This is a genomic window from Aestuariivirga sp. (assembly GCF_965227715.1).
In the GTDB taxonomy this organism is placed as follows: Bacteria; Pseudomonadota; Alphaproteobacteria; order Rhizobiales; family Aestuariivirgaceae; genus Aestuariivirga.
Genome location: NZ_OZ245771.1, coordinates 1,870,429 through 1,890,122, shown reverse-complemented (window position 1 = coordinate 1,890,122; position 19,694 = coordinate 1,870,429). Strand labels below are relative to the sequence as shown.

Here is a 19,694-nt window from a genome sequence, read left to right as displayed (position 1 = left end):
GCGGGCAGCTTAGGTAACCAGATGAAATGGGGAGGAGACAGGGCTGGTCCTCCGGCCCGCAGCCTGCTGTTCATTGCCCTGTTGCTGGCAGCGGCGCTGGGCTGGGCGCAGCCCGGCCTGGCCATCGACGTGGTGGACATCGCCAAGCCCAATCCCTTCCAGGACCTTTCGCCCTATCTCGCCGGCCTCCAGACCGAACAGCCCTCGATTTCCATTGAACGGCCTGATGCCCGCACCGCAATCCGTACTCAGATGACCCTTGCCGCGCAGGGGCCGGGCCCCTTGCACAATTGGGTGGCGGCAGGCTTCACCAATTCATCGACGGAGCTGCACACGGTAGTGCTTGCCATTCCGCAGCAGGGCTTCACCGGATCCGGCTTCTATCCCGCCCGGCTGGCGGGTCCGCGGGTCTATGGCGTGACCCTGGCAGGAGATGGCCAGATCGAGCCGCTCTCCCAGGGGCCGGGCGAGAACGCCTATCTCCTCACCATGCCAGCCGGTGGCAGCGCGGCAGTGGCCTTCGAGGTGACGGGCGGGCTTCTTCCCGTCAGCCTCTGGCAGCGCCAGGCCTTCGACGTGCATAAGGATTTCCTGTCCTTCTTTCGCGGTGCTCTTCTCGGCGTCTCCGTACTGATCGCCTTTGCCATGTTCGCGTTATACGGTTTCCGGGCGCGGGCGCTGTTTCCCGTGGCGGGCGGCTTCACGCTCGCGTCAGTGGCGTTTCTGCTGTTCGAGGCCGGCCACCTGAACACGCCGTTGGCGCAACTTGCACTTCCCGGCCTCGACCTTCAGGTTCTGCGCGCTGTAATCGAAGGTGTCATGGCAGGCTTCCTGCTTCTGCTGCTCGCAACGCTGGCCGACGTGCAACGGATTTCGAAGTCCGGTGGACAATTGCTGCTCATTGCGGGGGGACTTGCCTTCGCCGTGCCGATTTACGGCTTTGCCGAACCCCTGCTGGCGACGGCCGTTGCCCGCGCCTTGTTTGCGGCCACGGCCGCCCTGGGCTTCGTCCTGATCCTGACGCTGTGGTGGAAGGGTGAGGTCAAGGCCGAGACGGCGGTGCTGAGCTGGAGCGCCATCGTGCTCTGGACATTGCTGGCGGCGATTGCGGCACTGGCCAGCGATCCGGGATCGTCGATCTCCAACGTGGTGACGGTGGGCCTCGCCATCTTGCTGGTAGTGCTGGGCTTCGTCCTGGCCCATCACGCCTTTGCGCAAGGCTACCTCTCGCGCCATTTCTTCCGGGAGGCCGGCCGCCACGCCCTTTCGCTTGCTGGTGCCCGCGCTTTCGTGTGGGATTGGCAGCCGGAGGAGGGTGAGCTTTACGTGAGCCCGGAGATCGCCCGCGCCCTCTCCCAGCCGGTGGGCGCTTTCGAAGGAGCCGCGAGCGAGGCGTTTCTCGAACTCCTGCACCCCGCAGACCGCTCCGCCTACATGGCAACGATCGAGGAGGCAGAGCAGGACGGCCGTGCGCCCATCGAGCGCAAGTTCCGGCTTCGCCATGGTGATGGAAGCTACCGCTGGTTCGAACTTCGGGCCCGCTCGATTACCGGAAGCGGCTTCCGCGCCGCGCGCTGCATCGGCACGCTGAGCGATGTGACCACTGCAAAGATCGCCGAGGAGCGCCTGCTGCAGGACGCGGTCTATGACATGGTCACGGGCCTACCCAACCGCGCGCTCTTCGTGGACCGGCTGAAGCGGGCAATCGATGGCGTCGAGCCCGGTGCCCCGACCGCCCTCTTCGTGCTGCTGGTCGATCTGGATCGTTTCAAGCTCGTGAACGATGCCATGGGCCGCGATGCAGGCGATGCGCTTCTGTCCATCATCGGCCGGAGGTTGAAGGCCGAAACCGGCACCATGGACACGGTGGCTCGGCTGCCGGGTGACCAGTTCGCCATCCTGTTCCACGAAGTGCCGGGCCAGCGCGATGTCGAAGCCTTCGCCCAGGCGGTGCTTAAAACCGTGGCGAGGCCCGTCAAATTCGAGGACCAGGAATACTTCCTGACCGCCTCCATCGGCGTTGCCCAGCACCGGGGCGACAGTCCCGATGCGGAGAGATTGCTGAAGGATGCTGCCGTCGCCCTTTACGAAGCGAGGCGGCGTGGCACAGGTGCTGTCGAACTCTTCAATCCTGCAATGGTCGATGACCGTGCCGAACTCATGGTGCTGGAATCGGAACTCCGCCGCGCCATCGAGCGCAATGAGATCGAGGTACACTACCAGCCGATCGCCAGGCTCTCCGACATGAACCTGGCAGGCTTCGAGGCGCTGGTGCGCTGGCGCCACCCCGCAATGGGCCTGCTGGCGCCGGAGAGCTTCCTGAGCCTCGCCGAGGAAACCGGCATGATCCGCGATATCGGGCGCGTGGTGCTGAACGAGGCCGGGCGCCAGCTCGGCATCTGGCAGCGCGCCTACCGGACGGCGGAACCTGCCTTCGTGGCGGTCAATCTTTCTTCCGCCCAGCTGATCGAGCCGGGGCTGCTCGATGACATCAAGCAGATCATCGGCCGCGAGGGGCTGCTGCGCGGCAGCTTCAAGATCGAGGTGACGGAATCCCTCGTCATGCAATATCCGGAGCGCGCCGCGCAGATTCTGGACCGGTTCCGTGAACTGGGCGTGGGCCTTTCGTGTGACGATTTCGGCACTGGCTATTCCTCGCTCTCCAGCCTGCGGAAACTGCCTTTCGACACGCTGAAGGTGGACCGCAGTTTCATTTCAGCTGAGGCGCAGGACCAACGGGCATCCGTGATCCTGCAGTCGATCATCTCCATGGGCCATGCCCTGGGCCTGACAATCGTGGCGGAGGGAATCGAGAACCAGGAGCAAGTCGACCGGCTGGGGGACCTGGGCTGTGATTTCGGGCAGGGTTATTTCATCGGCAAGCCACTGACTGCCAAGCAGGTGAATGACGCCCTGGCGGGGCTTCCCTATGCGCATTCTTCCGGCCGCACTGCGATCACCTGGCTTTGGGAGCGGGGTCTCAAGGATCCGCCGCCGGAGCCCAAGGTGAACCGCGTGACGGCTCGGGACCTTGGCCCTGCCATCATCGAGGGCAAGCCCAGCCGAATGCCGAGCAGGCCGCCCCGCGCCACTGTCTCGTCGCCAAGACCCCGCCCCGAACCACCGTTACCCGATGCCATGCCACCGCTTCCCGATCTGCTGAAGGGTGAGGAGACTGTGCACGGAGCCTTTGTGGAATCCGGGGCCGAATTCATAATCCAGGAAGCCGAAGTTAATCCTACCGTGATTGAGCCTTCTGCTGCCGCAGAAGTTGCCGGGGAAGACTCCCCGCCTGAACCGCTGGCGATACCGGAACCGGCCGCTGAACCAAAGGTTGACGAACCGCCGCCGCCGGCACCGCGCCGGCGCAAACGGCAGCGCAGGGTGCAGCTTCCTGGTGAAATCGAGAGCTGATCCCTCAGGCGTGACCGGCGTTGCTCGAGAGCATGGCGGGGTCGACCTTCAGTTTCTTGAGTGCCGCCACATAGCGGTCCGGAAAGGCAAGGCCGAAGACCAGCTCCTCATCCGCCTGGCAGGTGAGCCAGCCATTGTGCTGAATTTCATTCTCCAGCTGGCCCGGCGCCCAGCCGGCATAGCCCAGTGCTAGCACCGCCCGCTGCGGCCCCTCGCCCTTGGCCATGGCGCGCAGGATGTCGACGGTCGCGGTGAGCGCAATATTCTCGGCCACGGGGAGGCTCGAATCTTCCGTGAAATAATCGCTGGTGTGAAGCACGAAGCCGCGGCCCTGTTCGACGGGGCCTCCGAACAGCACGGGCATTTCCATCAGTTCCTGCGGAGGCGCCAGATCTTCGTCCGCGGTAAGGTCCAGCTGCGCCAGCAGATCGCCGAAGCTCATCATCGGCGTGGCCTTGTTGATGATGATGCCCATGGCACCCTGTTGCGAATGGGCGCACATGTAGATGAGGCTCCGGTCGAAGCGCGGATCGCTCATACCGGGCATCGCGATCAGCAGTTGCCCATCGAGATAGGGACCCTTGGTCATGCCCACCTTCCTTGCATTGCCACCAGACTAGCGCAGCGGACCGTGAAGTGGAACCACTTGCACAAAAGCGCCTTGGCGAGCTCTGAACAGGATTGGGAAACTTGTCTGCCGCGGCCCCGGTTCCGCCCGGACGGCATTGACGGGAAGGTGATTGGCGCGCGGCCGGAATTCTTCCATAAAGGCGCCCATGCTGCTTCGCCTCATCATCACTGGCCTTGCCCTTGCGCTCACCGCGGGCGTCACGCTGGGGGCTCCCAAGCCCTATCGCGTGTCGCTGACCGGTGATGGTTTTGACGGCAAATCATGGCACACAGCCGTGCAGGTCGATCTCGATCCTGGCTGGAAAACCTATTGGCGCATGCCCGGCGAGGCCGGCATTCCGCCCGAATTCAGCTGGTCCACGTCATCTCCGGCGGAGGTGAGCGTGGGCTTTCCCGTTCCGTCCCGCCACAGCGACAAGGGCGGGGAGGCGATCGGCTATGCCGGGCAAGTGCTATTCCCCGTCACCGTCACGCCTGCAAAAGTGGGAGCACTCGATCTCGGCCTCGATCTGTTCTTCGCGGTGTGCAAGGACATCTGCATTCCGGCGCAGGCAAAGGCCACGATCTCGCTCGGCGCCGAGGAGCGTGACCCGCTGGGAAGCGTTCGGGCGGAGGCGGCAAGAGCAACAGTTCCCGCGCCCGGTGATGCCATTGCTGCGGCCACAGTGATTGCAGAGGCCGGAAAGCCCGTGCTGCAGCTTGAATTGCGTGAAAGACCCGATGATATCTACGTTGAAACCACGGGTGCTGCCTATTTCCGCGCGCCGGTGTTTTCGGCCGATAGCCGCACGGCAGAGCTGGCGGTGGACAATCTCAGCGATTCCGCAAAGCTCAAGGGCCAGAGTTTGAGGCTCACCTATACAAAAGGCGGCAAGGGCTATGAACAGTCCGTGACGCTGCCCTGACATTTAACCAGAACACGAAGGATAATCCGATGACGATCAAGCCTGGCGATAAGCTTCCTGCTGTTGATGTGACGATCTCGACGGCCGAAGGCCCGCAGAAGGTGGCAGCCGACGTGATTTTCGCGGGCCGCAAGGTGGTGCTGTTCGGCCTGCCCGGCGCCTTCACCCCCACCTGCAGCATGAACCATCTGCCGGGTTATCTGCTGGCCTATGACGACCTCAAGGCGCTTGGAGTGGACACCATCGCCTGCACGGCCGTCAACGATATCTTCGTGATGAAGGCCTGGTCGAAGGCCACGGAGTCCGAGGGCAAGATCACCATGCTGGCGGACGGCAATGCTGAATTCGCAAAGGCCCTGGGCCTCGACATGGACCTGACGGCCGCGGGGATGGGGCTGCGCTGCAAGCGCTATTCAATGATCGTGGACAATGGCGTGGTGAAGACGCTGAACATCGAAACTGAGCGCGGAGTCAACGTCTCGGGTGCCGAGACCATCGTGCAGCAGCTGAAGGAACTGAGCGCCGCGTGAGCTGCGGGTTGCTGACGGCGGCCCTCATCTCTTGCGCTTGAATGGCGACATGCCCTCGCGGGCCAGCTCATCCGCGCGTTCATTGTCGCCGTGGCCGGCATGGCCCTTCACCCAGTGCCATGTCACTTGATGCGTCTTGAGCGCTGAATCGAGGCGTTGCCAGAGTTCGGCGTTCTTGACGGGTTTCTTGTCTGCGGTTTTCCAGCCGTTCTTCTTCCAGCCGTGAATCCACTTCGTAATGCCGTCCTTCACATAGCTGGAATCGACGTGCATCTCGACAAGGCAGGGCCGGGTGAGCGATTCGAGGGCCGAGATGGCGCCCATCAGTTCCATGCGGTTGTTGGTCGTCTCGGCCTCGCCGCCCGAAAGCTCCTTGCGGGAGCCGTTGTAATCGAGGATCACGCCCCACCCGCCGGGACCCGGATTGCCGGAGCATGCTCCGTCCGTGTGGACGATCACCTTGCCGGAACTCATAGCGGTGCTGGCGCCTCACGCAGTTCGCGCGGCAGCTTGAAGGTGACGTTTTCCTCGCGCAGGGTGACGGTCTCGACCGTGACTTCATAATGCGCGCGGAAGGCATCGATGATTTCATTGACCAGGAGTTCGGGAGCGGACGCCCCCGCCGTGATGCCGAGGGTGGACAGGCCCTGAAGCGAAGGCCAGTCAAGCTCGCTGGCGCGCTGGACCAGCAGGCTGCGGGGCGTGCCGTGCCTGAGACCCACCTCCACCAGCCGCTTCGAATTCGATGAATTGGGCGCACCCACCACCAGCAGAAGCTCAATCCGGCCTGCGATCTCCTTCACCGCCTCCTGACGGTTGGTGGTGGCGTAGCAGATGTCTTCCTTGTAGGGCCCCTTGATTCCGGGGAAGCGGCGCTGCAGGGCGGCGATCACATCCTTCGTGTCATCGACCGATAGCGTTGTCTGCGTCACATAGGCGAGCTTCTCAGGGTCTTTTACAGCAATTGAGTCCGCATCGGCCACCGTCTCGATCAGGCGCACGGCGCCCGGTGGAAGCTGGCCCATGGTACCGATCACCTCCGGGTGATTCTGGTGGCCGATCAGGATGATCTCGCAGCCTTCAGCATGGTGGCGCTGGGCCTCCATATGCACCTTGGTGACGAGCGGGCAGGTGGCATCGAGTTGGAACATGTGGCGGGCCGTTGCGGCCTCCGGCACCGATTTCGGAACGCCATGAGCGGAGAACACCACCGGCCGATCGCCCGGGGGGATTTCATCGAGCTCATCCACGAAGATGGCGCCCTTGGCTTTCAGGTCATCCACCACGAATTTATTGTGCACGATCTCGTGGCGCACATAGACGGGCGCGCCATAGAGGGCGAGCGCCCGCTCCACGATATCGATCGCCCGCACCACCCCGGCGCAGAAGCCGCGCGGGGCCGCGAGCAGGATCCTGAGAGGCGGCTTTGTCATGCGCCACAGATGCGGGCGGCCATGCGCGATGTCAACAGGGGCCATGCGCTTGACATGCCGCGCGAGGGGCCTAGTCTTCACCCCGTTCAGCACAGCGCCTTGTGCGGAAGAGACCGGTTTGCGCCGGCGCCGAAGGAGCAACCGCCCCGGAAACTCTCAGGCAAAAGGACCGCGAGGCGCCACGTCACGAACTCTGGAGAGCAGCGGGTATCCGCTCACCGAAGGAGCGAAGCGAACCGGAGCGGCAAGCACCGGCACGCGAAATCTCTCAGGTCTCGTACAGAGGGGGCAGATTCGGTTTCACCGGGTCTGGCCCAGCTTTGTCCGGAGACCTGATCACGATGAGCGATGACGCTCCCAAACGAACTTCTCTCTATGATGCGCATGTGGCGCTGGGCGCCCGTATGGTGCCTTTCGCCGGCTATGACATGCCGGTGCAATATCCCTCCGGCATTCTCGCCGAACATGGCTGGACGCGCGAGAATGCGGGCCTGTTCGATGTGTCCCACATGGGCCAATGCCTGGTGAAGGCCTCAAGCTTCGAGGCCGCGGCGAAGGCCATGGAACAGCTGGTGCCGGCCGATGTGCTGAGCCTCAGCCCCCGCCAGCAGCGCTATTCGCAGCTCCTGGGCCATGATGGCGGCACGCTGGATGACCTGATGATCACCCGGCAGGCTGAGGAGGGAACGCTTTACGTTGTCGTCAATGCGGGCCGCAAGGAACATGACTATGGCTGGATCGCGGAACATCTGCCGCCGGACGTGAGCCTCACGAGGCTGGACGATCACTCATTGATTGCGCTGCAGGGGCCCAAGGCCGAAGAGGTGCTGGCGAAGCTCGCTCCCGCAGTGAAGGAGATTCCCTTCATGCACTCTGCGAATGTGTCTCTTGCAGGCATCGGGGCGCAAGTCTCCCGCTCGGGCTATACGGGGGAAGATGGCTTCGAAATCTCCGTGGCAAGCGCAGATGCGCCGAAGCTTTGGGATCGTCTGCTGACTGACCCGCTGGTGAAGCCCGTAGGCCTTGGCGCGCGTGATTCGCTTCGCCTCGAAGGAGGCTTGTGCCTTTATGGCCATGAACTTGACGAGACCATCTCACCTGTCGAGGCCGATCTCCTGTGGTCGATCCAGAAGCGCCGCCGGATCGAAGGCGGTTTCATTGGCGCCGCACGCATCCAGAGGGAGCTGACGGAGGGCACCGCCCGCAAGCGAGTGGGCATAAAGCCGGAAGGCCGCGCGCCCGCCCGCGATGGCACGGTGGTCACAGACCTGTCAGGCCGCGAAATCGGCAAGATCACATCTGGCGGCTTTGGCCCAACAGCCGGAGGCCCCATCGCCATGGGCTATGTGGAAACTGCATCATCTACGCCGGGCACAAAGGTCAATCTCATCGTGCGCGGCAATGCCTTGCCGGGTGACATCGTCAAGCTGCCCTTCATTCCCAACCGATTCAAACGCTAGGAGCTTTCCATGACCGTCAAGTACAGCAAGGACCATGAGTGGGTGATCGTCGAGAACGGTATCGCCACCATCGGCATCACCAACCACGCCCAGGAACAGCTGGGGGACGTGGTCTTCGTCGAACTGCCCGCCGTCGGCAAGACGGTGACGGCGCATGAGCAGGCGGCCGTTGTGGAAAGTGTGAAGGCCGCGAGCGAAGTCTATGTGCCGGTCTCTGGCGAAGTGGTCGAGGTCAACAAGGAGCTTGAAGGCGATCCAGCACTCGTCAACCGCGAGGCGGAGGGCGGGGCCTGGTTCATGAAGGTGAAGCTCTCCAACCCATCGGAGCTCGATGGGCTGATGGACAAGGCGGCCTATGATTCCTTCGTGAACGGCTGAGAGCAGATCATGACGAAGCGAACCACTTTCGCCGAGCTCGAACCCGGCGCAAATTTCATTCCCCGCCACATTGGCCCCGATGCTGCGGATACCTCCGAGATGCTGAAGAGCCTTGGTGCAAAATCCCTCGATGAGTTCATCTCCCGGGTCGTGCCGGAACCGATCCGCACCAAGCGCCCGCTGGAACTGAAGAAGGCGATGCCGGAGCGTACCGCACTTTCCTATCTGCGCGCCATGGCGGAGCGGAACGATGTGTTCGTCTCAATGATTGGCATGGGCTATTACGGCACGGTGACGCCCAAGGTCATCCTGCGCAATGTGCTGGAGAACCCCGGCTGGTACACGGCCTATACGCCCTATCAGGCGGAGGTGAGCCAGGGCCGCCTCGAGGCGCTGCTGAACTTCCAGCAGATGATCATCGACATGACGGGCCTCGAAATCGCCAATGCCTCGCTGCTCGATGAAGGCACCGCGGCGGCGGAAGCAATGGCCATGGCACGGCGCGTGGTGAAGACCACGGCAAACATTTTCTTCATCGACCTGGATACGCACCCGCAGACCATCGGCGTGATCCAGACCAGGGCCCGGGCCTTTGGCTATGAGGTGGTGATCGGCGATCCTGCGAAAGACCTGAAGCCTGAAACGGTGTTCGCCGCACTCCTCTCTTATCCCGGTTCATCGGGTGAGGTGCGGGACTGGCGCAGCGTCATCGCAAAGCTTCACGCCGCGGGCGCGCTCGCCATCATGGCAACGGACCTTCTGGCACTGGCGCTGCTGACGCCCCCTGGCGAATTGGGGGCCGATATTGCCATCGGCTCCACCCAGCGCTTCGGTGTGCCAATGGGCTATGGCGGCCCGCATGCTGCCTTCTTTGCCACAAAGGATGAGTATAAGCGGGCCATGCCGGGCCGTGTGATCGGCGTTTCGGTTGATGCCGAGGGCCACCGGGCGCTGCGCATGGCGCTGCAGACGCGCGAGCAGCACATCCGCCGCGAGAAGGCGACGAGCAACATCTGCACCGCACAGGTTCTCCTGGCCGTGATTGCCGGCATGTTCGCCGTCTACAACGGGCCAAAGGGCATCGCCAAGATGGCCCAACGCACGCATCGCATGGCGGAAATCTTCGCTGCGGCCGTCAAGGGCTTTGGCTTCGGCGTCGTCACCACTTCGTTCTTCGATACGGTGACACTGCATGTGCCGGGCCGGGCGCATGCGCTGTGGGCGCGCGCCAAGGAGAAGCGCATCAATCTTCGCTTCGTCGATGCTGATCACTTAGGGATATCCTTCGACCAATCGGTGCGCCGCCAGGAACTCGAGCAGCTGTTGACCGTCTTCCGCACCGATGCGCTGGAGCGGATCTCGATCGATGAGACCGACAAGGCGCTGAAGGAGACGATCCCCGAGCCGCTGCGCCGCACGTCGAGCTATCTCACCCATCCCGTTTTCTCCATGTATCATTCGGAAACCGAAATGCTGCGCTATCTGCGGCATTTGCAGATGAAGGACGTGGCGCTCGACCAATCGATGATTCCGCTGGGCTCCTGCACCATGAAGCTCAATGCGACGACGGAGATGATCCCCGTCACATGGCGGGCCTTTTCCATGCTCCATCCTTTCGCACCGCTGGAACAGGCACAGGGCTACCAGCAACTCTTCGAGGAGCTGGAGGAAATGCTGGCGGAGATCACGGGCTTTGATGCCGTGTCGCTGCAGCCCAATGCCGGAAGCCAGGGCGAATATGCGGGCCTCCTCGCGATCCGCGGCTATCACCAGTCACGCGGCGAGCCGCAGCGCGATGTCTGCCTGATCCCCGTGTCGGCCCATGGCACTAACCCTGCGTCCGCCGTGATGGCCGGCATGAAGGTGGTAGTTGTGGCCTGTGACGAGCACGGCAATGTCGATGTGCCGGACTTGCGCAAAAAGGCCTCCGAGCATGCGGTCAATCTCGCTGCCCTCATGATCACCTATCCCTCGACTCATGGTGTGTTCGAGACGGCAGTGAAAGAGATCTGCGAAATCGTCCATGCGCATGGCGGCCAGGTCTATCTCGATGGCGCAAACCTCAATGCGCAAGTGGGGCTGGTGAGGCCAGCGGAACTGGGCGCCGATGTCTGCCACATGAACCTGCACAAGACCTTCTGCATTCCGCATGGCGGCGGCGGCCCCGGCATGGGCCCCATTGGCGTGCGGGCCCATCTGGCGCCCTTCCTGCCGGGTCACAAGGTAGTGATGGGCGTCAACCCCGCGGCAGGGCATGACCAATCACAGGGGGCGGTTTCTGCGGCACCTTGGGGCTCGGCATCGATCCTGCCCATCTCCTGGACCTATATCGCGATGATGGGGGGCGAGGGGCTCACCAAAGCAACGATGATGGCGATCCTCAACGCCAATTACATCGCGCGCCGGTTGGACCCCTATTTCCCAGTCCTCTACAAGGGCCCTGGCGGCTTCGTGGCGCATGAATGCATCATAGACCTCCGCTGGCTGAAGGAGCGCACGGGGCTATCGGTTGAGGATGTGGCCAAGCGCCTCGTCGACTATGGCTTCCATGCGCCGACCATGTCCTTCCCCGTGCCGGACACGCTGATGATCGAGCCCACCGAATCCGAATCGAAGCGCGAGTTGGACCGGTTCTGCGACGCGATGATCGAGATCGCCAAGGAGATCGCCGAGGTGGAGGAGGGCAAAGCCGACCGGCTTGACAATGTGCTGAAGAACGCCCCTCACACCCACCGCCTGCTGCTAGGGGATTGGAAGCACCCCTACTCGAAGGAGAAGGCCTTCTTCCCGCTGAAGGGCTATCCCAATGACAAGTACTGGCCGCCGGTGGCGCGGGTGGACAATGTCTTTGGCGACAGAAACCTCGTCTGCACCTGCCCACCCATGGCGAATTACATGGAGGCAGCTGAGTAAGCGGTGCCCTGACAGCAGCAATCCAGAAACCAAACAGAAAAAGCCCGGCGCTTCCGCCGGGCTTTTGAATTCGTCACGTAACCTGCCTCAGTTCAGCCGATTCTTCACCGCGCTGATCGAGTTGGCAATCAGCTCCGCACCCTTTTCGCCCTTGGCAGCTTCCGCCACCAGCTTGTGCGAGGCAGCGATGGCGAGTTCGGTTGCCACGTTGCGCACGTCCTTGATGGCGGCGGCTTCGGCCTGGGCGATCTTCTGCTCGGCCTGCTTGGCGCGGCGCTCCAGCGACTCCGTCAGCTTGCGGCGGGTTTCAGCGGCAAACTCCTCTGCGTCCGACTTGGCGGCGGCGATGATGGAGGTTGCTTCCTTTTCGGCGTCGAGGCGCTTCTGCTTGTATTCGGCGAGCAGCGCTTCGGCTTCCTTGCGGAGCTGCGAGGCATGCTCGAGCTCCTTGCGGATCCGGTCCGCGCGGGAATCGAGCCCTGCACCCATGGACTTGAAGGCACCCGCATAGGCCGCGATGCCGAGGAAGATGACCAGCGCCACGAGGGCGAAGAATGTCGCGTCGAATTGCATCGTTCTTCTCCCTCAGGCCTTGAGGCCAGTGATGGCCTTGACGGCGTCAGCCTTGCTCACCTGAGTGCCCGTCAGTGCCGACACGATTTCCGCGGCACTGTCCGCCGCCACTTCGTGAACGTCCTTCATCGATTGTGCCTTGGAAGCAGCGATGCGGGATTCGGCTTCCGCTAGCTTGGCCCCCAGGCTCTTCTCGAGCGAGCCGCGCTCGGCGTCCATTTCAGCACCCATCCGGGCCTTGGTTTCCGCAGCGATCGCCTGCGCATTGGCGCGGGCATCTGCCAGTGCCTTCTCGTAGGACTGGACGGCGGCCTCCGTCTCGTTCTTCAGCGCCGAAGCACGCGAAAGATCAGCCTCGATCGCCTTGCGGCGGTTGCCAAGAACCTGCTCCATCCGGGGCAGCGCCACCTTGCTCATCAGCAGGTAGAGCAGCCCGAAGAAGATCACCAGCCAGAAGATCTGCGACGGAAAGGAATGCGCATCCATTGGCGGGAAGCCGCCGTGGCCGCCTTCCGCCTCAGTGCCCTCGGTTGTGGCCTTCGCCACGCCTTCCGCCGGCGCTTCGCCTGTGGCGGGCGCCTCGGTCGTGGTGGCCTGAGCGACGACGAGTGTCGATTGCGACATGTCTTGAGCCTCAAAAGAGGAAGCCTGCGCGGAGCTTTGACGCCCGCCAGGCTTCTATTCGTTTGCCGTGAAGCGGATTAGACCGCGAACAGCAGGAGCAGGGCGACAACCAGCGAGAAAATGCCGAGGCCTTCGGCCAGGGCGGCGCCGATCAGCGCGTTGGTGAACTGGGCAGCAGCCGCAGCCGGGTTGCGCAGTGCGCCCGAGAGGAAGTTACCGAAAATATGGCCCACGCCGATGCCGGCGCCACCCATCCCGATGCAAGCAATGCCAGCGCCGATGTACTTAGCTGCGAGCGGATCCATTCGTCTCTCCTTGAGTGTTGTAGCTTGGTTTAAGGTTGAAGGTTTAGTGGTGGGTGTGAAGCGCGTCGTTGAGATAGACGCAGGTCAGGATGGCGAAGACGAAGGCCTGCAGGAACGCCACCAGGAATTCGAGAGCCGTCAGCGCCACGGCCATGCCGAGCGGCGCAATCGAACCGATGATGCCACCAAGGCCCATGGACCCCAGAAGCACCACGAAGCCGGCGAAGACCTTGAGCACGATGTGGCCCGCCAGCATGTTGCCAAACAGACGAAGGCCAAGGCTCACCGGGCGCGACAAGAATGAGATCACCTCGATGAGCGAGATGAAGGGGAGGATCACCATGGGAACGCCCGACGGCACGAAGAGCTTGAACCAGGCGAGCCCGTGCTTGGCGATGCCGACGACCACAACGAGCGCCACAACAAAGACAGCAAGCGTGGCGGTGACCACCACATGGCTCGTCACCGTGAAGAAATAGGGGAACATGCCGAGCATGTTGGCGAACAGCACGAAGGAGAAAATTGTGAAGACGAGCGGGAAGAAGGCCTTGCCCTCATGCCCCAGCACGTTTCTGACCATGTTGTGAACGAACTCGTACCAGATCTCCCCCACAGCCTGCAGGCGGCCCGGCACAAGTGCATTGCGGGCGGCAGCGGCGAGCAGGATCACCGTGATGAGACCCACCGAAATACCCATGAACAGGGCGGAGTTGGTGAAGCTGATCTCATAGCCCGCGATGTTCCAGGGTCCGGCCAGGTCATGGAGCCGGAACTGATGGATCGGGTCGATGCCTTGGGCCACGATCAGTCCTCTTCTTCATCATCGAATGCCGCTTTTGGCGGCGGGTTTGAACCAAGCCGCTCCTGTGCCGGGGGCACCCTTTTGGCAGCGCGTGCCAAGTTCAGGATGCCGGCTCCGAAGCCCAGGAGCAGAAAAATGATCAGTCCGAATGGCAATGTGCCGAACAACCAGTCGATGCCATAGCCAATGAGGCCGCCGACCAGCGTTCCAGCCACGAACTCGGCCACAAGCCGGTAACCCCTCGCATAACCGGAGGCGTCCTGAAGGCTTGCAGGCGGTTTCGCCCTCTCGGCCTGTTCGGACCGTTCCGCCGCAATGCGGCCAGACAGATCCTTGAGACGTTCCGAAAGGTCGCCCAACTCAGGCTGGGAAGAACCATCCTTCGGCCTCTCGTCGCGCGGTTTCGTCATGAGACAGACCTCCAGGCAAACGGCGGGCGCGCTTGGAAATTCTTCCCTTCCAAAGCGGGCGAACCATAGTTGCGGGCCGAAAATGTGTCAAGAAATGGATTTAGCTTTTAAGTAATTGAAACGAAAGGCGTATTTTGCTCTCGGGCGGCCTGCGTCGATTCGCGCCCCGGACGTCCTGCAAATGCCACAAGCTGAGGAGAGCGTTGCGGGCTTGGCATCAGCACATGCCACGATCTTTTGCCGCAGCAATGCGCCGCCAGAAACGCTATAAGGCAGCCTTGTTCAGGCACAGAGGTGCCATAGCCTAGAGGATTTGACCAGTATGCGATTCACGACGCCCGCCATTGCTCTCATGATCCTGCTTGCCCTTCCTGCCACGGGATCGGCAGACGCCATCAGTGACTGCAATGGAGATCAGCCCGCCACCGTCATCCAGGGTTGTAGCCAGATCATCGATGGCGGCAAGGCAAGCGACGAGGCCCTGGCCATTGCCTATTTCAATCGTGGCAATGCCTATGATGACAGCGGAGACCATGACGGCGCAATTGCCGATTACACGGCGGCCATCAAACTGAAGCCGGACTTTGCCGACAGCTATTTCAACCGCGGTTTCGCCTATGAGGACAAGCAGGATTACGACAGCGCCATTGCGGACTACACCGCGCTCATCAAGCTGAGCCCCGATTATGCCAAGGCCTATTACGGCCGGGGCCGCGCCAATGAGGCGAAGGGTGATCTGAAGCAGGCGCTTGTCGATTATCAGCAGGCAGCCCGGCTGGCGCCCGGAAACGGCACCGTGCTCAAGAAGATTGCCGAAGTTCAGCAGAAGCTGGACCAGTAGGCGGGCGGTTCAGCGCGCGTCAGGCGGAAGATCTTTGATTCGGTCGACGTGGGCTGCGATATCTGCCCGCAGGTACTTGCTGTGAACGCGCACTGGGGACGCCGGGTTGTTGATAAGCCCCAGCTTCTTCTCGGGCCTCCACGCTTTCAGAGGGCGGATCGGCCGCGGCGCAAATCCACCGCCGCAGGTGGGGCACACATTGTGCAGCACGTGTTCAGCGCAGTGGGCGCAATATGTGCATTCATAGCTGCAGATGCGCGCCTCGGAGGACTGCGGCGGCAGGTCATTGTCGCAGAGTTCACAATTGGGCCTGAGTTCGAGCATGGGACCTCCCTTAACAGCTCCATTATAGCCGGATCTGGCGATAAGTAAGCCGTTGCTCCAGGTTCAGTCCTGAAGCAGTCCCAGGCCTGTCAAAGTCACGCGCAGCGCCTCGGGCGTGGTGAAATGAACGCCCGTCATGCCAACGGCATCCGCACCTTTCACGTTTTTCAAGCTGTCGTCGATGAACAGTGAGGAGGAGGCCGCAAGGCCGTTCCGTTGCAGCAGGAGCTCGTAGATGGCGGGATCGGGCTTCACCAACCGCTCGTCGCCGGAGACGACGATATCTCGGAAAAGGCCGAGAAAGGGATAGCGCAAGCGGGTTTCCCGGAACTTGTCCTGATGCCAGTTGGTGATCGCATAGAGCGGCACGTCCCGCGCTGCGAGCTCTTCAAGTATGGCGACCGTGCCGGCGATTGGGCCAACGATCGTCTCCGCCCAGCGGTGATGATAGGCAGCAATCGCCTCTGCATGGTCCGGATGGCGGGCGGTGGCTTCGGCCACTGCCTCCGTGAAGCTGCGCCCGCGGTCCTGTTCCAGGTTCCAGTCCGATGTGCAGACGTTGCCGAGAAAACACTCGACCTCGTCTTCAGAGGCGAAGATCTTGCGGTAGAGGGCGCGCGGCTCCCAGTGGATCAGAACATTTCCGATGTCGAAGACGACGTTCATGCCGCGTTGGGTTGTTCGACCAGCGTCTCGGCCTCATCGAGATTGACCGAGACCAGCTGAGACACGCCGCGTTCCAGCATGGTGACGCCGAAGAGGCGATGCATGCGGGCCATGGTGAGGGCATGGTGAGTGATGATGAGGAACCGCGTTTCCGTGCGTTCCAACATGGCTTCGAGCAGATTGCAGAAGCGCTCCACATTATGATCGTCGAGCGGTGCGTCGACCTCGTCCAGCACACAGATGGGCGAGGGATTCGTGAGAAACACCGCGAAGATCAGCGAGAGGGCGGTTAGCGTCTGCTCACCGCCAGAGAGGAGCGACAGCGTCGTGGGCTTCTTGCCAGGAGGATTGGCAATGATCTCAAGGCCTGCTTCGAGCGGGTCGTCCGACTCGATCAATTGCAGTTCGGCCTTGCCGCCCCCGAAAAGGGTCGAGAACAGCTCACCGAACTTCTGGTTCACCGTTTCGAAGGCGTCGAGCAGGCGCTGGCGGCCCTCGCGGTTGAGGCTCGCAATGCCGCCACGCAGTTTGTTAATGGCCTGGATAAGATCGTCCCGCTCCTTGATGAGACCGTCGAGCTGCTTGGCGACTTCGATCGATTCCTCGTCGGCCCGCAGATTGACGCCGCCCAGGCGTTCGCGGTCCTCGCGCAGGGAATGAAGCTTGCGCTCAATCTCATGGGTATCCAGCAGATGACCGGGTTCGAGACCGGTGGAGGCGATCACTTCGTCAGGCTGGCACTGCAGCGTTTCGGCAATGCGCTGCTCGCATTCGGCGAGACGCTGTGTACTCGATTCGAGCCGCGCACCAAGGCGTGCATGTTCTTCACGCGCAGCAGACAGAAGTTCCTGCACGGCGCGCAAGTCCTGGTCTGCCTGGCGAACGTCATTTTCGGCCGTCTGAAGCGCGTCGGAGGCTGCCTTTTTCTCGGTCTCTGCTTCAACCAGCGTGTTCATCAGCTTCAACCGCCGGTCAGCGAGCTGCTGGGGTAGGGCGGAGAGCTCAACAATCGCTGCGCGGGTTTCCTCGGCGCGTGCCGTTAGCTGCTCTGTCTGCTCATTGGCGCGAACAGCGCGTGACGTCCATTGTGATATTTCGGCTTCAATGGTGCGGATGCGATCGGCGCGGGCCTTGGCCTCACGCTCCAGGCCATCATGCCTGGCGCGGGCTTCGGCATAAGCAGCGCGCTCCCGGTTGACCACATTGCGAAGTTCATTGAGTTCAGACTGAAGCGTATCGAGCACCGGCAGATCCGCCGCTTCAGCTGCAGCTTCCTCCAGAAGGACCCGGGCTTCTTCCAGCGCCTCTTCGATACGGCGCCGCGCTTCATCGAGAGCACTCGTCTGAGCCAGGCGTTCGGACACTTGCCGTTCATGCTGGGTCAGCGCGCGTCGGGCAAAGTCGATAGCGGAGACGGCAGCACGGTGGCCTTCGCGCTTCTCGCGTTCGAGCCTTGCTGCCGTTTCCACGGCCGCGCGCGCCGCTTCGAACTGTTCCCGGGCTTCCTCGGCAATGGCGATGGCCTGTTCCATCTCGACCTCGAGCGAGGCAAGCCGGTTACGCTCGGCCAGGCGCTTGGCAGCAGCGCTCGGTGCATCTGCCGCGGCGGTGAAACCATCCCAGCGCCAGACATCACCTTCGCGGCTGACCAGGCGCTGCCCGGGCTTCAACTGCGGCTGAAGCGCCTGGCCCAGAGCCTTGGAGACAACGCCGATATGGGCGAGGCGGCGCTGCAAGGCCGATGGGGCCTCGACGAAGCGGCCGAGCGGCTCGGCGCCATCCGGCAAAGGTGCGGTGTCGGACAGCGACGGAAGGCCGCGCCAATGCACAGGCGCACCTTCATCGGCCGACGCATCGATGTCATCCCCCAAGGCCGCGCCAAGCGCGGTCTCGAAACCGGACGTAACGGTGATCTGATCGATAAGGGAGGGCCACAAATCGCCGCCGCCGGCTTTCAGGAGATTGGTCAGTGTACGGACTTCCGTCTGCAGCCGGTCCGCCTTGCGGCGGGTCTCATCATGGGCGGCGCGGCGGTCCGTTTCCGCGGACCGTGCGGCGCGGACAGAGGCCTCTGCCTCCGACACTGCATACTCGAATTCAACGGCCTGCTCCGCCGCATGTTCGGCGGCAGCTGCCAGCTTTTCGCCATCGCCATCAACATTGTAGCGGGCGAGCAGGGCGTTGCGCTTGGCCTGTGTTTCGGACAGTTCGCGGTCAAGCCGGGTCACGCGGGACTTGTGATCTTCAATGGCGCGGAGAATGGCGTTCCGGCGCGCGGTGAGCTCGGAAAGCTGGGCATTGGCCTGGTCGGCGGCTTCCTGAGCGCGGGACAGCGCATCGGCCGCAAGCTGAAGTGCCACGGCGGCTTCCGCGCGGATGTCATCGTCAGAGCCCTGGCCCGCCTTCAGTGTCTCGCCTTCTTCGGCCAGCCGCGCCAACACACGATCGGTGTCGTTCAGCAGTTCCTGTTCGCGCTGCAGGTCCGAATTGATCTGGGCGATACGCTGGTCAAGTTCCTTGCGGCGTTCGCCCGCGCGGCGCTCTTCCTCGTCCAGCACATTGCGCTCGTGACTCACGCGCTGCAGCACGGCGGCGCGGATTGCCTCCTGCTCACGCAGGCTGGGCAGCTTCTCGCCCAGATCGTCACGCAGGCGCAGCTTCTCGGAGGCTGCGCGCGTGTGTTCGGCCAGCACACGCGTTGCCTCATCAAGGGCTGCCGCATCGCGCTGGGAGGCTTCCGCTGTCTCGCGCCAGTTCACATAGAGGCCCATCGCCTCCAGCCGCCGGATCTCGCCCGAGAGGCCCTTGTATTTCGTGGCCTGCCGCGCCTGCCGCTTCAGGCTGTTGAGCTGGGTTTCAAGCTGGGAGGTTACGTCATCGAGCCGCGTCAGGTTCTGTTCCGCCGCGCGCAATTTCAGTTCCGCCTCATGGCGCCGGGTGTGAAGACCGGTGATGCCGGCAGCCTCCTCCAGAATCAGGCGCCGCGCCTGGGGCTTGGCGTTGATGATCTCACCGATCTGCCCCTGCCGCACGAGGGCGGGTGACCGGGAGCCCGTGGACGCATCGGCGAACAGCAATTGCACGTCACGTGCGCGCACGTCCTTGCCGTTGATGCGGTAGGCCGAGCCCGAATCCCGCTCGATACGGCGGGAGATTTCGATCGCGTCCTGGTCCTGGTACTGCGGGGGGGCCGAGCCGTCCTCATTGGACATGGTCACCAGCACTTCCGCCATGTTGCGGGCTGGGCGCTGGGTGGTACCGGAGAAGATGACGTCATCCATGCCGGAGGCGCGCATGGATTTGTAAGAGCTTTCGCCCATCACCCATCTCAGTGCTTCCAGCAGGTTCGACTTGCCGCAACCGTTGGGACCGACAATGCCGGTGAGGCCGGGCTCGATGAAAAGATCCGTCGGCTCCACGAAGGATTTGAATCCTGAAAGCCTAAGCCGTGTGAACTTCATCTTGCGCCCGCGCCCCTTGTTCTAA

Annotated in this window: 18 protein-coding genes and 2 riboswitches; of the genes, 7 read left to right on the top strand and 11 right to left on the bottom strand. The window is 62.7% G+C overall.

The window, feature by feature from the left end:
• Nucleotides 1-21 precede the first annotated feature (21 nt).
• On the top strand, nucleotides 22-3,414 hold the full coding sequence (locus ACO06F_RS08900) for a putative bifunctional diguanylate cyclase/phosphodiesterase (RefSeq protein WP_421696330.1): 3,393 nt from the start codon (nucleotides 22-24) through the stop codon (nucleotides 3,412-3,414).
• Nucleotides 3,415-3,418: 4 nt separating this feature from the next.
• Here ACO06F_RS08900 and ACO06F_RS08895 read toward each other — a convergent pair whose 3' ends face one another.
• Nucleotides 3,419-4,003 (bottom strand): YqgE/AlgH family protein, encoded by a 585-nt coding sequence (locus ACO06F_RS08895; protein WP_421696329.1) that lies wholly within the window; start codon nucleotides 4,001-4,003, stop codon nucleotides 3,419-3,421.
• Between the two features lie 187 nt (nucleotides 4,004-4,190).
• Here ACO06F_RS08895 and ACO06F_RS08890 point away from each other — a divergent pair, with 187 nt between their 5' ends.
• Entirely contained in the window at nucleotides 4,191-4,949 is a 759-nt protein-coding gene (locus ACO06F_RS08890; protein ID WP_421696328.1) for a protein-disulfide reductase DsbD domain-containing protein, read from the top strand.
• Between the two features lie 29 nt (nucleotides 4,950-4,978).
• Nucleotides 4,979-5,479 carry a peroxiredoxin gene (locus ACO06F_RS08885; protein ID WP_421696327.1) on the top strand — a complete coding sequence of 167 codons (501 nt, stop codon included), beginning with the start codon at nucleotides 4,979-4,981 and terminating at the stop codon, nucleotides 5,477-5,479.
• Between the two features lie 24 nt (nucleotides 5,480-5,503).
• On the opposite strand, the gene rnhA is transcribed toward ACO06F_RS08885, so the two are convergent.
• Nucleotides 5,504-5,953, bottom strand: coding sequence for a ribonuclease HI (rnhA, locus tag ACO06F_RS08880; protein WP_421696326.1), 450 nt, complete (start codon nucleotides 5,951-5,953; stop codon nucleotides 5,504-5,506).
• On the bottom strand, nucleotides 5,950-6,957 hold the full coding sequence (ispH, locus tag ACO06F_RS08875; RefSeq protein WP_421696325.1) for a 4-hydroxy-3-methylbut-2-enyl diphosphate reductase: 1,008 nt from the start codon (nucleotides 6,955-6,957) through the stop codon (nucleotides 5,950-5,952). Before ispH ends, rnhA begins: the two co-directional genes overlap by 4 nt.
• Nucleotides 6,958-7,006: 49 nt before the next feature.
• Nucleotides 7,007-7,094, top strand: a riboswitch (glycine riboswitch).
• A 1-nt stretch (nucleotide 7,095) separates the two neighbouring features.
• Nucleotides 7,096-7,205, top strand: a riboswitch (glycine riboswitch).
• 48 nt (nucleotides 7,206-7,253) lie between these two features.
• Between ispH and gcvT the strand changes: the two genes are divergently transcribed.
• The 3 genes from gcvT to gcvP are packed head-to-tail and all read left to right on the top strand — an operon-like array spanning nucleotide 7,254 to nucleotide 11,663.
• Nucleotides 7,254-8,372, top strand: a complete 1,119-nt coding sequence (gene gcvT, locus ACO06F_RS08870; RefSeq protein WP_421696324.1) for a glycine cleavage system aminomethyltransferase GcvT — start codon at nucleotides 7,254-7,256, stop codon at nucleotides 8,370-8,372.
• A gap of 9 nt (nucleotides 8,373-8,381) precedes the next feature.
• Nucleotides 8,382-8,750: a glycine cleavage system protein GcvH gene (gene gcvH / locus ACO06F_RS08865; protein WP_421696323.1), complete on the top strand. Its 369-nt coding sequence runs from the start codon at nucleotides 8,382-8,384 to the stop codon at nucleotides 8,748-8,750.
• Between the two features lie 9 nt (nucleotides 8,751-8,759).
• A complete protein-coding gene (gcvP, locus tag ACO06F_RS08860) occupies nucleotides 8,760-11,663 on the top strand; it encodes an aminomethyl-transferring glycine dehydrogenase (RefSeq protein ID WP_421696322.1) in 2,904 nt (967 codons plus the stop codon).
• An 87-nt stretch (nucleotides 11,664-11,750) separates the two neighbouring features.
• Here gcvP and ACO06F_RS08855 read toward each other — a convergent pair whose 3' ends face one another.
• The 5 genes from ACO06F_RS08855 to ACO06F_RS08835 form a co-directional block, all read right to left on the bottom strand.
• Nucleotides 11,751-12,236 carry an ATP F0F1 synthase subunit B gene (locus ACO06F_RS08855; protein ID WP_421696321.1) on the bottom strand — a complete coding sequence of 162 codons (486 nt, stop codon included), beginning with the start codon at nucleotides 12,234-12,236 and terminating at the stop codon, nucleotides 11,751-11,753.
• 12 nt (nucleotides 12,237-12,248) lie between these two features.
• Nucleotides 12,249-12,860 carry a F0F1 ATP synthase subunit B' gene (locus ACO06F_RS08850; RefSeq protein ID WP_421696320.1) on the bottom strand — a complete coding sequence of 204 codons (612 nt, stop codon included), beginning with the start codon at nucleotides 12,858-12,860 and terminating at the stop codon, nucleotides 12,249-12,251.
• Nucleotides 12,861-12,937: 77 nt separating this feature from the next.
• Nucleotides 12,938-13,165: a F0F1 ATP synthase subunit C gene (locus ACO06F_RS08845; protein WP_111199782.1), complete on the bottom strand. Its 228-nt coding sequence runs from the start codon at nucleotides 13,163-13,165 to the stop codon at nucleotides 12,938-12,940.
• Nucleotides 13,166-13,208: 43 nt separating this feature from the next.
• Nucleotides 13,209-13,970, bottom strand: a complete 762-nt coding sequence (locus ACO06F_RS08840) for a F0F1 ATP synthase subunit A (protein WP_421696651.1) — start codon at nucleotides 13,968-13,970, stop codon at nucleotides 13,209-13,211.
• Entirely contained in the window at nucleotides 13,970-14,377 is a 408-nt protein-coding gene (locus ACO06F_RS08835) for an AtpZ/AtpI family protein (RefSeq protein WP_421696319.1), read from the bottom strand. The genes ACO06F_RS08840 and ACO06F_RS08835 overlap by 1 nt, the downstream gene beginning before the upstream one ends.
• Before the next feature lie 322 nt (nucleotides 14,378-14,699).
• Between ACO06F_RS08835 and ACO06F_RS08830 the strand changes: the two genes are divergently transcribed.
• The gene (locus ACO06F_RS08830) at nucleotides 14,700-15,218 is read left to right on the top strand and encodes a tetratricopeptide repeat protein (RefSeq protein ID WP_421696318.1); all 519 of its coding nucleotides are present in this window, start codon (nucleotides 14,700-14,702) and stop codon (nucleotides 15,216-15,218) included.
• 9 nt (nucleotides 15,219-15,227) lie between these two features.
• Here the strand turns inward: ACO06F_RS08830 and ACO06F_RS08825 are convergent, their stop codons facing one another.
• The 3 genes from ACO06F_RS08825 to smc form a co-directional block, all read right to left on the bottom strand.
• Nucleotides 15,228-15,542 (bottom strand): DUF1272 domain-containing protein, encoded by a 315-nt coding sequence (locus ACO06F_RS08825; RefSeq protein WP_421696317.1) that lies wholly within the window; start codon nucleotides 15,540-15,542, stop codon nucleotides 15,228-15,230.
• A 63-nt stretch (nucleotides 15,543-15,605) separates the two neighbouring features.
• Nucleotides 15,606-16,208 (bottom strand): HAD family hydrolase, encoded by a 603-nt coding sequence (locus tag ACO06F_RS08820; RefSeq protein ID WP_421696316.1) that lies wholly within the window; start codon nucleotides 16,206-16,208, stop codon nucleotides 15,606-15,608.
• Nucleotides 16,205-19,669 (bottom strand): chromosome segregation protein SMC, encoded by a 3,465-nt coding sequence (gene smc / locus ACO06F_RS08815; RefSeq protein ID WP_421696315.1) that lies wholly within the window; start codon nucleotides 19,667-19,669, stop codon nucleotides 16,205-16,207. The genes ACO06F_RS08820 and smc overlap by 4 nt, the downstream gene beginning before the upstream one ends.
• Between the last annotated feature and the right edge of the window lie 25 nt (nucleotides 19,670-19,694).